This is a genomic window from Variovorax sp. GW821-FHT09A10 (assembly GCF_059418385.1).
Genome location: NZ_JBWKPT010000004.1, coordinates 83,832 through 96,852, shown reverse-complemented (window position 1 = coordinate 96,852; position 13,021 = coordinate 83,832). Strand labels below are relative to the sequence as shown.

The 13,021-nt window shown below is 70.6% G+C and carries 11 protein-coding genes; 5 read left to right on the top strand and 6 right to left on the bottom strand.

The features are described from left to right. Positions 1-25: 25 nt before the first annotated feature. Positions 26-808 (top strand): PaaX family transcriptional regulator, encoded by a 783-nt coding sequence (locus AC07Q9_RS17130; RefSeq protein ID WP_495311414.1) that lies wholly within the window; start codon positions 26-28, stop codon positions 806-808. A 13-nt stretch (positions 809-821) separates the two neighbouring features. Here the strand turns inward: AC07Q9_RS17130 and AC07Q9_RS17125 are convergent, their stop codons facing one another. From AC07Q9_RS17125 to AC07Q9_RS17110, 4 genes are read right to left on the bottom strand one after another with little or no spacing between them, the layout of a single operon-like run. Continuing rightward, the gene (locus AC07Q9_RS17125) at positions 822-2,630 is read right to left on the bottom strand and encodes a feruloyl-CoA synthase (protein ID WP_495310890.1); all 1,809 of its coding nucleotides are present in this window, start codon (positions 2,628-2,630) and stop codon (positions 822-824) included. Between the two features lies 1 nt (position 2,631). Next, entirely contained in the window at positions 2,632-3,579 is a 948-nt protein-coding gene (locus tag AC07Q9_RS17120) for a 3-hydroxyacyl-CoA dehydrogenase NAD-binding domain-containing protein (protein ID WP_495310889.1), read from the bottom strand. Continuing rightward, on the bottom strand, positions 3,576-4,784 hold the full coding sequence (locus AC07Q9_RS17115; protein WP_495310887.1) for an ABC transporter substrate-binding protein: 1,209 nt from the start codon (positions 4,782-4,784) through the stop codon (positions 3,576-3,578). Before AC07Q9_RS17115 ends, AC07Q9_RS17120 begins: the two co-directional genes overlap by 4 nt. A gap of 34 nt (positions 4,785-4,818) precedes the next feature. Beyond that, a complete protein-coding gene (locus tag AC07Q9_RS17110; RefSeq protein WP_495310886.1) occupies positions 4,819-5,739 on the bottom strand; it encodes a beta-keto acid cleavage family enzyme in 921 nt (306 codons plus the stop codon). A gap of 154 nt (positions 5,740-5,893) precedes the next feature. Here AC07Q9_RS17110 and AC07Q9_RS17105 point away from each other — a divergent pair, with 154 nt between their 5' ends. Both AC07Q9_RS17105 and AC07Q9_RS17100 read left to right on the top strand, forming a co-directional pair. Continuing rightward, entirely contained in the window at positions 5,894-6,274 is a 381-nt protein-coding gene (locus AC07Q9_RS17105) for a DUF1090 domain-containing protein (protein ID WP_495310885.1), read from the top strand. A 14-nt stretch (positions 6,275-6,288) separates the two neighbouring features. Continuing rightward, a complete protein-coding gene (locus AC07Q9_RS17100) occupies positions 6,289-6,999 on the top strand; it encodes a Crp/Fnr family transcriptional regulator (protein ID WP_070061409.1) in 711 nt (236 codons plus the stop codon). Between the two features lie 40 nt (positions 7,000-7,039). Here AC07Q9_RS17100 and AC07Q9_RS17095 read toward each other — a convergent pair whose 3' ends face one another. After that, the gene (locus AC07Q9_RS17095; RefSeq protein WP_495310883.1) at positions 7,040-8,854 is read right to left on the bottom strand and encodes an NAD(P)-binding domain-containing protein; all 1,815 of its coding nucleotides are present in this window, start codon (positions 8,852-8,854) and stop codon (positions 7,040-7,042) included. A 230-nt stretch (positions 8,855-9,084) separates the two neighbouring features. Here AC07Q9_RS17095 and AC07Q9_RS17090 point away from each other — a divergent pair, with 230 nt between their 5' ends. Next, complete coding sequence (locus tag AC07Q9_RS17090; protein WP_495310882.1) at positions 9,085-9,732, top strand: TetR/AcrR family transcriptional regulator; 648 nt, start codon at positions 9,085-9,087, stop codon at positions 9,730-9,732. Further along, complete coding sequence (locus AC07Q9_RS17085; RefSeq protein ID WP_495310881.1) at positions 9,729-10,943, top strand: glycosyltransferase; 1,215 nt, start codon at positions 9,729-9,731, stop codon at positions 10,941-10,943. The genes AC07Q9_RS17090 and AC07Q9_RS17085 overlap by 4 nt, the downstream gene beginning before the upstream one ends. Here AC07Q9_RS17085 and AC07Q9_RS17080 read toward each other — a convergent pair. Next, on the bottom strand, positions 10,940-12,889 hold the full coding sequence (locus tag AC07Q9_RS17080) for a sigma-54-dependent Fis family transcriptional regulator (protein ID WP_495310879.1): 1,950 nt from the start codon (positions 12,887-12,889) through the stop codon (positions 10,940-10,942). The two genes, AC07Q9_RS17085 and AC07Q9_RS17080, sit on opposite strands and share 4 nt — an antisense overlap. Positions 12,890-13,021 lie beyond the last annotated feature (132 nt).

The following is a 13,021-nucleotide window of genomic DNA, read 5'->3' as shown; positions in this document are numbered from 1 at the left end:
CAAGGTATGTAATGTTCCCGTGGCGATGCCGAGCGCGCCGGAGCTGATCCTCGACCTGCTGGTGGCCGACGGCGGCACGCTGAGCTCGCAGGCGCTGTGCCGCGCGGGGGCGCTCATGGGCATCGGCGAGACCACCTTGCGCGTGGGGCTCACGCGGCTGGCGGCCGAAGGCAAGATCGCCCGCGGCGAGCGCGGCAGCTACAGCCTGAACCGCGCGGGGCCGGCGCTGTCGCGCGCGGTGGGCGACTGGCGGCACACGCGCGCGCAGGTGGTCGCGTGGCAGGGCGGCTGGCTCGCGGTGCACGACGCGGGCGTGGCGCGCGCCGACAAGACCGCGTGGCGCCGCCACAGCCTGGCGTTGTCGCTGCGCGGTTTCGCGGCGCTGCGCCCGGGCCTGCAGCTGCGGCCCGACAACCTGGCGGGCGGGCTCGAGGCCGAGCGTGCGCAGCTCGTGGCGCTGGGCCTGTCGCCGCACGCGCTGGTGTTCCGCCTGGCCGGCCTCGACCCGGCCGCGCAGGCGGCAGCGCGCGGGCTGTGGAACGTGCGCGCGCTGGCCGACGACTGCCGCCGCCTGCAGGCCGGGCTGGAGCGTGGCGAACAGCGGCTGCGCACCGTGCCGCTGGAGGTGGCGGTGCGCGAGTCGCTGCTGCTGGGGCGCGCAGTGATCGCGCACCTGGTGCGCGACCCGCTGCTGCCCGACGAACTGATGTCGCCCGCGCCGCGCACCGCGCTGCGCGCCGTCGCGCGGCGCTACCAGGACCGGGCGCGCAAGCTGTGGCGCCAGTGGCTGGCGCTGCCCGCCGCCTGAGGTCGCCGCTGTTTCAGAGCGGGCGGATCACGTCCGCATCGCCCGGCGCCGGCGCATGCAGCCGCGCCACCTCGGCCGCGCGCCGCGTGAGCACGGCGCGCTGGTTGATGTAGCCCTTGTCGGTGATCTCGCCCGCGTCGAGGCTGGGCGGTTCGGCCAGCACCAGCGCGCAGGCCGGGCACTGCGACGAGCCCGCGCCTTCGTCGCGCAGGGCGCGCAGCACTTCGGCGATGCGCGCGGCCAGCGCCCCGGGCGCGAGGGCGGCACCTTGCGGGCTGGCGAACACCAGCATGCCGATCGCGTTGCGGTCGTGGCCCGTGAGCACGATGTCCTGCACATGCGGCGCCAGCAGCGACACCAGCTTCACGCGCAGCGTGCCCACCGACACCCAGGTGCCGGTCGAGAGCTTGAAGTCTTCCGCCACGCGGCCGTTGAAGATCACGCCCTGCGTCGGGTCGCCGGGGTTCGCCAGAAAGCCGGCGTCGCCGATGCGGTAGTAGCCCTCGGCGTCGAAGGCAGCGGCGGTCTCGCGCGGCGCATCGCGGTAGCCGGGGAACACCGAGACGCCCTTGACGCGCATCTCCAGCTTCTCGCCGTTGGGCACGAACTTCAGCTCCAGCCCCGGCAGCGGCGCGCCGATGCAGCCGGCGCCGTCGAGCTGCCAGTGCGCCGAGGTGATCGCGGGCGAGGTCTCCGTCGCACCCCACGAGGTGGTGAGCCACAGCGGGCGCGCGGGCCGCACGCGCCGCGCCACGGCTTCGAGCCGCTGCCAGGTCGAAGGCGCCAGCGCTGCGGCCGCGTAGAAGGCCAGGCGCAGCCGCGAGAACACTTCGGCGGCGAGCGCGTCGTCGGCTTCGAGAAAGGGCAGCAGCATGTCGAAGCCGCGCGGCACGTTGAACAGCAGCGTGGGCTTCACCTCGCGCAGGTTGCGCACCGTCTTCTCGATCAGGCCCGGCGCGGGCCGGCCTTCGTCGATGTAGAGCGCGCCGCCATGGCACAGCACCATGTGCAGGTTGTGGTTCGCGCCGAAGGTGTGGCTCCATGGCAGCCAGTCGACGAGCACCGGTTTTTCTTGCGCGAGGAAGCGCCAGGTCTGCGCCATCATCTGCTGGTTGGCGCACAGCATGCGGTGCGTGTTGATCACCACCTTGGGCTGGCCGGTGGAGCCGGAGGTCAGCAGGTACTTGGCGTGCGTGTCGGGACCCACGGCGGCGAAGGCCTGCATGACGGCGGGCGTTTCCTTCGTCGCGCGCAACCGGTCGAAGGCCATCGCGCCGGGATGCGATTCCGCGTTGCGGCTGAACACGGTGACCGCCTCGACGCCGCAACCGGTGAGCGATGCGCCGTACACCTTCGCGTCGGAGGCGTAGATCAGCCCGGGCTGCAGCGCCTTCAACATGCCGTGCAGCCGCGACGGGTCTTTCGCCATGCGCGAGTAGGCGCTGGACAGCGAGCAGGCCGTGCGGCCGATGTGCATCGTCGCGAGCATCAGCACGGCATGGTCGATGGCGTTGTCCGAGAGGATCACGACCGGTCGGCCTGCGGGCAGGTCCAGGTCGAGCAGGCCTTGCGCGACGGCGCCGACGGCGGCGCGCAGCGCGCGGTAGTCGAGCGTGCGCCAGCCTTCGCCCGTTTCATCGCGCTCGGCGAAGGCCAACGCGTCGGGCGTCTCGCGCGCCCAGCGTTCGATCCATTCGCCGATGCAGCGCGCATACGGCTGCAGCGCCGTCGGCGAGCGCAGCACGAACGAGCCGTCGTCGAAGTCGATGCGCAGCGTGCGGGGCGGTGCGACCAGGGTGTCGTCGAGAAGGAAGTCGGTCATGTCAATCCAGCGTACCCGTCTCGGCCTTGGCGCGAATCAGGTTCAACAGCAGGGTGTCGCGCGCGGCTTCGAGGTCGGCGATGTGGCGCGTGCCCAGGGCCTCGTCCACGCCTTGCACCACCTGCTGCTTCAACGCGTCCGTCATCGAGGGCGCGCCCAGGTCCTTCCACCAGTCTTCGATGGGCCCGCCCAGGTGCGCCAGCAGGTGCTCAATGCCGCCCGCGCCGCCCGAGAGGTGCAGGTTCATGAACGGCCCCATCACGGCCCAACGCAGGCCGGGGCCGTGCGCGATGGCGGTGTCGATGTCGGCCACGCTCGCCACGCCTTCGTTGACGAGATGAAAAGCCTCGCGCCACAGGGCAGCCTGCAGGCGGTTCGCGATGTGGCCTTTCACCTCGCGCTTCACGTGGATCGGCCGCTTGCCGATGGCGGCATAGAAGGCCATCGTGCGGGCGATGGTGTCGGCCGAAGTCTGCTCGCCGCCGATCACCTCGACCAGTGGAATCAGGTGCGGCGGGTTGAACGGATGCCCCAGCACCACGCGCTGCGGGTGCGCGCAGCCCGACTGCACGCCGCTGATCGCCAGGCCCGACGAACTCGACGCAAGGACCGTCTCCGGCGGCGCGGCCGCGTCCATGCGGCGGAACAGGTCGATCTTGAAATCCATGCGCTCGGGGCCGTTCTCCTGCACGAAGTCGGCCACGGCCACGGCGTCTTCCAGGCTGTCGTGAAAGCGCAGGCGATCGACCGAGGCGCCCTCGGCGAGGCCGAAGCGTTCCAGCGTCGGCCAGTGCTGCGCCACGGCGGCGCGCAGCCGGTCTTCGGCACCGGGCGAGGGGTCGGTCGCGTTCACGTCGAGACCCTGCGCGAGGAAATGCGCGGCCCAGCTCGCGCCGATCACGCCGGTGCCGACGACGGCGACGCGCTTCACGTCGGTGGTGAGGTTCATGCCGATTTCCACCGCGCGCAGCGGCTCTCCGTCTTGGTGGTCCACGCGGCTTCGCCGGGGATGTTCTCGATCACCTTGTAATAGTCCCACGGCTCCTTCGATTCGGCCGGCGCCTTCACCTGCATGAGGTGCATGTCGTGCACCATGAGGCCGTCGTCGCGCAGCCAGCCGCCCTTGACGAACATGTCGTTGAGCTTCGTCTTGCGCAGCTGCGCCATCACCTTGTCGGCGTCGTCGCTGCCCGCGGCCTTCACGGCCTGCAGGTACTGCAGCGCGGCCGAGTAGTCGCCGGCATGGAAGGAGGAGGGCATGCGCTTGTGCTTGTCGAAGAAGCGCCGCGCCCAGGCGCGCGACTCGGGGCTCTGGTTCCAGTACCAGCTGTCGGTGAGGTACATGCCCTGCGAGGCCTTCAGGCCCAGCGCGTGCACGTCGTTGATGGTGATGATCATGCCGGCGAGTTTCATGTGCTTGCTGATGCCGAACTCCGCCGCCGACTTGATGGCGTTCACCGTGTCGCCGCCCGCATTCGCGAGCGCCAGCACCTGCGCCTTCGAGCTTTGCGCCTGCAGCATGAACGACGAGAAGTCGCTCGCGCCCAGCGGGTGCTTCACCGAGCCCGCCACCGTGCCGCCGCTGGCCTGCACGGTCTTGGTGGCATCGCTTTGCAGCGCGGCGCCGAAGGCGTAGTCGGCCGCCACGAAGTACCAGCTCTTGCCGCCGGCCTTGACCACCGCGCTCGCCGTGCCGCGCGCCATGGCCACGGTGTCGTAGGCGTAGTGCACGGTGTAGGGCGAGCAGTATTCGTTGGTGAGGCTCGACGCGCCCGAGCCCACCACGAAATACGGCTTCTTCTTGTCGGCCGCCACGCCGGCCATGGCAATGGCCGCGCCCGAGTTCACGCCGCCGATCAGCATGTCGACCTTGTTCACGTCGAACCATTCGCGCGCCTTGGCGGCGGCGATGTCGGGCTTGTTCTGGTGGTCGGCCGTGACCAGCTCGATCTTCTTGCCATTGATGGCGCCGCCCATGTCGGCGATGGCCATGCGGATCGCTTCGGCGCCGGCCGGGCCGTCGTAGTCGCGGTACAGGCCCGACATGTCGCTGATGAAGCCGATGCGGATGGTGTCGTCGGACACCTGGGCCGATGCGCCCGATGCGAATGCGGCGGCGAGTGCGAGAGCCAGGGCGGTGCGGGGGATGTTCATGTGCGTTGTCTCCGTTCGTTGTTCTTGTCTGTCGTCAACCGAGTGCGAACTCGGGCCGCGGGCCGCCCACGCGCGGCAGGCCCATGATCTGGCGCGCCTCGGACGGCGTGGCCACTTCCATGTCGAGCTCGTGGATCACGCGCACGATGCGCTCGGTGAGCTGCACGTTGGTGGCGAGTTCGCCGTGGCGGAAGTAGAGGTTGTCTTCCAGGCCCACGCGCGCATGGCCGCCCAGCAGCAGCGCCGCCACGTTGGCTTCGAGCTGCGACATGCCGATGCCGCTCACGCCGAAGATGGCGCCCCTGGGCAGCGTGTCGACCATCATCTGCAGGTTGCGCGGCGAGTACGGCATCGCGTTCTGGAAGTTGCGGTGCACGTTCATCACCAGGTTGACGAAGTAGGGCGCGTCGTCATGGCCTTCCTCGATCAGCGTGGTCGTGTCCTGCAGGATGTGCGTGGGGCTGAACACCTCCCACTCGGGCTTGATGCCGCGCGCCTTCATGCCGGCGGCCAGCTCGCGCCCGCGCGTGATGGGCGTGTCCATCAGGATCTGCTTGCCTTCGAAGCTCAGGTTGAGCGTGGTGGCGTCCAGCGTGCACATCTCGGCGCCGGCGTCCATGCCCTTGATGCGTTCTTCCCACGCGATCTCCCAGCGATCGCCCGCCAGCGGCTTCACCATGTCGCCGTGCACGCCGCCGCCGGTGGAGTTGTTGAGCACGATGTCGCAGCCGGCCGCACGGATGCGGCTGTTGATGTCGCGGTACACCTCGGCGTTGCAGGTGGCGCCGTCGTCGGGGCGGCGCGCGTGGATGGCGACCACGCTGGCGCCGGCGTTCCAGCAGCGCAGCACGTCGGCGGCGATCTCGGCGGGCTGGGTGGGGAGGTGGGGGTTCTGCGACTTGTGCGCCATGCCGCCGGTGGGGGCGATGGTCACGATCACTTTGCGCTTCGACATGCTCGGGAACTCCTGGTGTCTTTCATGGGGGCGCGCCATTATTTTTTGGAGTGCGTTCGTACTCAGTCATCGCGACGACATTCGGGGGCAGGGTTTACGCGGCGCCAGCCGCTAAAGTCGCCCCTGCGCCGTTGCGCACACAAGGAACCTCGCCATGAAATTTCTGCCCCTCGTGCTGGCCGCCGCGGCCGCGTTCACCACCCTCGGCGCCGCCGCGCAACCCGCCGGCCCCGCCACCTGCGACGCCAAGCGCGAGGCCATCGGCCGCGACATCGAGATGGCCCAGTCCAAGGGCCAGCAGCAGCGCGTGCGCGGGCTCGAGACGGCGCTGGCCGAAGTGAACCGCAATTGCACCGACGCCAAGCTGGCGGCCGAGCACCAGAAGCGCATCCGCGCCCAGGAGCGCAAGGTGGCCGAGCGCGAGCGCGACCTGCGCGCGGCCCAGGAGAAGGGCCGTGCCAGCAAGATCGCCGACCGCGAGAAGAAGCTGCACGAAGCGCAGGCCGAGCTGCAGCAGCTCAAGGGCGCGCAGTAAACAAAAAAGACAGCATGCCCCCGACCAAGCCGGCGATCCCCGCGGCCTCCCTGACCATTCCCCAGCTGCTGCAGGGCTCGGCCTGGTTCCCGCTGCTCGACGTGGGCGCGGGCGAGCGCGTGCTCGACGAGATGCGCGAGGTCGAGGTGGCCGCCGGCGCCGCGCTGTGCCGGCGCGGCGACACGCCGCTGCACTGGTACGGCACGCTCGAGGGGCTGCTCAAGTGGTCGATCACCTCCAGCGACGGCCGCTCGGTCACGCTGGGCGGGCTGTCGGTGGGCAGCTGGTTCGGCGAAGGCACGCTGCTGCGCGCCGTGCCGCGTTCGGCCGACATCATTGCGCTGCGGCCCAGCCGCGTGGCGCAGCTGCCGCTGGAGACCTTCGAGTGGCTGCACCGCACGCAGCGCGGCTTCGATCACTTCCTGCTGCAGCAGATCAACGAGCGGCTGCACTGGTTCATGGGCAGCTACGCCGCGCACCGGCTGCTCGACGCCGACAGCCAGGTGGCGCGCGCGCTGGCCGGCCTGTTCCACCCCTGGCTGCACCCGGGCAGCGAGCCGCACCTGCAGACCTCGCAGGAAGAGATCGCCAACCTGTCGGGCGTGTCGCGCCAGCGCTGCAACGCGGCGCTGAACCGGCTGAAGGAGGCCGGGTTCCTGCACATCGAGTACGGCGGCATCACCGTGACCGACCTCGAAGGCTTGCGCCGCTTCATCCAGGAATGAACGACTCCCTCTCCCCGAAGGGAGAGGAAGCCGGAGCCGCTCAGCGCTTGTGGTGCGACGCCGCCAGCGCGTACACCGGCGTGTCGATCCCTTCCATGCGCGCCTTCAGCTGCAGCGCCAGGAACTGCGAGTAGTGGCGCGACTGGTGCAGGTTGCCGCCGTGGAACCACAGCTGGGGCACCTGCGTCGGCTTCCACATGTTGCGCAGCTCGCCTTCCCACGGGCCCGGGTCCTTCGGCGTGTCGGAGCCCAGGCCCCAGCACTTGCCGACCTTGTCGGCGGTCTCGGGCGAGATCAGGTCGGCCAGCCAGCCGTTCATCGAGCCGTAGCCCGTGGCGTACACCAGCAGGTCGGCCGGCAGCTCGGTGCCGTCGGTGAGCGTGACCGAGCGTTCGTTCACGCGCTCGATGTTCACGCCGCTCTTGAGGTGGATGCTGCCGTTGGCCACCAGCTCCGAGGCGCCCACGTCGATGTAGTAGCCCGAGCCGCGCCGCAGGTACTTCATGAACAGGCCCGAGCCGTCCACGCCGAAGTCGAGCAGGAAGCCGGCCTTCTCCAGCCGCGCGTACAGGTCGGCGTCACGCTTCTTCATCTCCTCGTACACCGGGATGTGGAAGGTGTGCATGATCTTGTAGGGCACCGAGGCGAAGATCAGGTCGCCCTTGTGGTGGTCGATGCCGCTCTTCACCGCCTGCTCGGAGTACAGCCCGCCCAGCGCCAGCTCCATGAGCGACTGCGAGGGCGCGATGTGCGTGGACGAGCGCTGCACCATCGTCACGTCGGCGCCGTGCTCCCACAACGCCGCGCAGATGTCGTGCGCCGAGTTGTTCGAGCCCAGCACCACGCACTTCTTGCCCGCATAGGCCTCGGGCCCGGGGTGCTGGCTGGAGTGGTGCTGGTCGCCCAGGAAGTTCTCGGCGCCCGCCACCTTCGGCACGTTCGGGTAGCCCGACACGCCGAGCGCGAACACCAGCTGCTTCGGGCGCAGCGTCACGGGCTTGCCTTCGCGCTCCACCTGCACCTCCCAGCGCTGCGTGGCCTCGTCGAAGCGCGCCTTGGTCGCGTTGGTGGAGCTCCAGTAGTTGAGCTCCATGATCTTGGTGTACATCTCGAGCCAGTCGCCGATCTTGTCCTTGGGCGCGAACACCGGCCAGTCGTCGGGAAAGGGCATGTAGGGCAGGTGGTCGTACCAGACCGGGTCGTGCAGGCACAGCGACTTGTAGCGCTTGCGCCAGGAGTCGCCGGCCTTGGCGTTGCGCTCCACGATGATCGTCGGCACGCCCAGCCGCCGCAGCCGCGCCCCCAGCGCGATGCCGCCCTGGCCGCCGCCGATGATCACCACCTCGGGCTGCTCGGTGTAGCCCAGTGCGGCCTCTTCGTCGCGGCGCTTCTCGAGCCAGTTCTTGCGGCCCTTGTGCACGCCGTGCTCCGCGCCCTTGATGCGGTGGTCGCCCGTCTTTTCCTCGAAGCCCTTCAGCTCGGTCATGGTGGTGAGCAGCGTCCAGGCCTTGCCACCGCCATCATGTGAACGCAAGCGCAGGTGGCCGCGTCCGCGCGCCACGCGCGTCTCGAAGCCGAACCACGCATCGACCACGCCGTCGGCCTCGGTCGCCTCGCCCTCGAGCGCGAAGGCCGTGGGCTGCGTGTCGGCCAGGCGCGCCTGCAGCATCGCGCGGATGGCCCCCGCGCCTTCCTGCGTGCGGATGTTCCAGGTGAAGGCGACGAGGTCGCGCCAGTAGCTGTCGGCCTCGAACAGCGAGACGGCCGCATCGATGTCGCTGCGTGCGAGCGCGGCGGCGAAGTCGGCCAGCCATTGGGCGGCGGCCCGGGTGGGGCCGGTGGTCGGGTCTGTCATTGCATGTCTCCGTATGTCGTTGAACGAATCGAATCGAATTGCGGCGCGGCAAGGCGCACGCGGGGTTCGTGGTGCAGCTTTCGTGCCGTGCCGGGGGCGACGAAGAATCAAGGGGTTGGCGGCGGTTTTGTCGCAGGCGCCTGTCGCTGTCTCACCGAGACTGAGACGATGCATGAGAATTTGAACGACGTCTAAAATTGGACGACGTTCAAATTCAAGGGCCCAAAACCGTGACCGAACCAGAACCGCCAGGCCGCCGCGAGCGCCGCCGCACCCAGACGCTCGACCACGTCGCCGCCACCGCCATGCGCCTGTTCGAAGCCCAGGGCTACGACGCGACGACGATGGAGCAGATCGCGCAGCAGTCCGACGTGGCCAAGGGCACGCTCTACAACCACTTCGCGACCAAGGAAGCGATCCTGGCGCACTGGGTGCACCTCGAACTCGTGGTCGATGCGCAGCGCCTGCACGAGGCCATCGACCCGAAGGCGGGCTTCACGGCGCAGCTCACCGGCCTGCTCGACGCCTCGGCCGACTGGTCCGAGCACTACCGGGCCTACCTGCTCGACTACTTCCGCTTTCGTTTCCTCAACATCGAGAGCGAACTCGGCGGCGGCGACCGCGGCACACCGCGCGACCTGTCGGGGCTGTTCGAGGTGCTCATCGCCGCCGCCCAGCAGGCCGGCACGCTGCGCACCGACGTCTCGGCCGCGCACCTCGCGAGCCTGCTGCACCACCTGTACTTCGGCGCGCTGATGCGCTGGCTCACGCTGCCCGGCCTCGTGCTGCGCGACGAGTTCGCGGTGGTCGTCGACCTCTTCGTCGGCGGCGCGCGCACGGCCCCGAAGCCACCTGCTGCAAGGAGGCGCGCCCCATGAAACTCGCCGTGCTCACCTACGGCACCGAGGGCGATGCGCGCCCGCTCGCCGCGCTGTGCCGCGCGCTGGACGACGCGGGCCATGCGTCGGTGCTGCTGGCGGACGCGACCACGCTCGGCGCGGCCGAACGGCTCGGCGTGCGCTCGCAGGCACTGGCCGGCGACATCCGGCAGGCGCTCGGCGGCGTCATCTCGCAGGGCGACAAGCCGGCTGCCGCCGCCAAGGCGCTGGCGGACATCGCCAATGCCAACGCCACGCCCTGGCTGCGCCAGACCGTGGAGGCCGCGCAGGGTTGCGACGCGATCGTCTGCGCGGGGCTCGCGGCCTTCGTGGGGCTGTCGGCGGCCGAGGCGCTGGGCGTGCCGGCCATCGGCGCGGGCATGTTCCCGCTCACGCCGACGGCCGCGTTCGCCTCGCCCTTCCTGCCGCCCGCCCGCGTGCCGCGCTTTTTGAACCGCGCGAGCCACCACCTCGTCAACGGGCTGCTCTGGCGCGCCTTCCGGCCGGCCGTGAACGCCGCGCGCGCCGAGGTCTGCGGCCTGCCGCCGCGCCGCCGCCTGTGGACCACGCACCCCGCGCTCTATGGCTACTCGCCGAGCCTGCTGCCGCGCCCCGCCGACTGGCCGTCCAACGTTGCCGTGTGCGGCCAGTGGCTCGCGCCCGTGCCCGATTGGCAGCCGCCGCCGGCGCTGCGCGACTTCCTCGCGGCCGGCGAGGCACCTGTCTACATCGGCTTCGGCAGCATGACGGGCTTCGACAAGGCGCGGCTGCTCGCGGCCCTCGTCGACGGCATGGCCGGCCGGCGCGCGGTGCTGCATCCCGGATGGAGCGGCCTCGAAGTGGGGCAGCTGCCGCCGAACTTCCACGCCATCGGCGACACCCCGCACGACTGGCTGTTTCCGCAGATGGCGCTGGTGGTGCACCACGGCGGCTCGGGCACCAGCCACTCGGCCGCGCGCGCGGGCCTGCCCTCGGTGGTCGTGCCTTTCGCGGGCGACCAGGCGTTCTGGGCGCACCACCTCGCGCAGGCGGGCGTGGCGCCGCCTGCGGTGGCGGGTGGTCGGTTCGGTGCCGACGACCTGGCGCGCGGCATCGCCTTCGCGCACGACCCGCAGGTGCGCGCGCGGGCCCGTGCACTGGGCGAACGCATGCGCGCGGAAGACGGCCTGGGCACGGCCGTGCGCGCGATCGAGCGAATCCTGAGGCGTTAGCCGCGCTGCGGCGCCACGATGCCGAAACGCTTCATGTGCCGGTACGCGGTGGCGCGGCTGATGCCGAGCGCTTGCGCGGCCCGCGCCACATGCCAGCGGTGGCGCTGCAGCGCGTCGAGCAGGCGCGTGGCGTCGGCGGCGCTGTCATCGTCGATCGCAGTGGGCACGGCATCGTGGTGGTCAAGCGACGGCCGATGTGGCGCCAGGCGCAGTTCCTCGGGCGTGATGCTCGCCCCCGTGCAGAGCGCCAGCGCCAACCGCAGCACATTGCGCAACTCGCGCAGGTTGCCCGGCCAGTCGTGCGCCATCAGCCGCAGCATCGCGGCCTCCGACAGCCGCGCGGTCGAGCCCATCGCCGCCGCCTCTTCATGGAACATCGCTTCGATCAGATAACGCCGGTCGCGCCGCGCGCGCAGCGGCGGCAGCTTCAGCACCGCGCCGCACAGGCGGTAGTACAGGTCCTCGCGAAAGCGCCCGGCCGCGACCAGCGCCGACAGGTCGCGGTGCGTGGCCGCCACCACCGCAAGGTCCACGCGCTGCGGCGACTCCGCGCCCAGCGGCAGCACCTCGCCTTCGGACAGCACGCGCAGCAGCCGCGTCTGCAGCGCCATCGGCATGTCGCCGATCTCGTCGAGAAACAGCGTGCCGCGGTCGGCCTGCGCGATCAGCCCCTTCATGCCCTTGGCGCGGCCGCCCGTGAAGCTGCCGGGCGTGTAGCCGAAGAGCTCGCTCTCGATCAGCGAATCGGGAATGGCCGCGCAGTTCACCGCCACGAAGGGCAGCGCCGCACGCCGGCTCGCGCCATGCAGCGCGCGCGCCAGCACCTCCTTGCCGCTGCCGGTCTCGCCCTCGACCAGCACATGGATGCCGCGGTCCACCAGCCGGCGCGCCTGCGCGATCAGCTGCTGCATCGCGGGGTCGTCGTCGCCCGCGATGCGTTCGAGCGGCGGCAGGCGGTCCGAAGGCTGGGGTGCGGGCGATGTGGATGCGGTGACCGGCGAGCGCCGCAGGCGCGGCGCGATCAGCGAGGCGTGGTACTCGCCGCCACCGGGCAGCAGCACCGTGTGCGCGAACGGCAGGGCCGACGCGCCGCCGTTGCCCAGGCGCCAGATCGCGTCCATCGGCAGGTGCAGCAGCTCCGACACCGCACCGCCCAACAGTTGTTGCTGCGGCCCCGAGAAGACCTCGCGCGCGCCCCCGTTGGCGCCCACCACCGTGCCGCCCTCGTCGAAGGCCAGCATCACCTCGCCCGCCACGTCGACCAGCCCGAAGGCGCTGCCAAGCCGCAGGATCCAGTGGCCGCGAAAGTGCCGCAGGAAGTCGGCGTCCTCGATCATCCGCGCGTAGATCGACACCAGGTGGCGCACCAGGTGCTGGCTCTCGCGCGCCTCGGGCGAGCGCAGGGCCGACACGTCGAGGATGGCCGTGAGCTTGCCGCTGTGGTCGAACAGCGGCGCCGTCGTGCAGGTGAGCGCGATGTGCGTGGCGTCGAAGTGCTCGGTCTGGTGGCAGGTCATCGGCTGGCGCTCGATGAGGCAGGTGCCCACGCCGCAGGTGCCGGCGTGCGCCTCGTTCCAGTCGGCGCCCAGGTACAGGCCGGCGCGGCGCAACTGGTCGTCCCAGGCCGGGTTGCCGATGTAGTCGACCGTGATGCCCTCGGCATCGGTCAGCAGCACCATGTAGCCCAGCTCGGCCACGCGGCGGTAGATGTCTTCCATGCCTGCGCGCGCGGCGCGCAGGAAGTGCTCGAGCTGCTGCTGGTGCACGCGCACCTCCTGCGCCGGCAGGATGCGCGCGGGCGTCGGCCGCGACGGATCGAGCCCATGGTCGCGGACGCAGCGCGCCCACGACTTGTGCACCAGGCTCGCCGCCGGATCGGCCCGCAGCGCCGTGCCGGTGGCGATCGAATAGACGTTGTCGATGTGGCGCGATTGCAGGGACGTCATGCGCAGCCTCGTGCGTGGAGTGGGCGCGGCACGGGGAGGGGCTGCGCAGCCGGACATGATTCGGCTGTCGCGCTGTCGCAGGACAGAGGTGAAACCCGGTGGTGCTCCAGCGCTCGGTTACGCTTTCGGCCA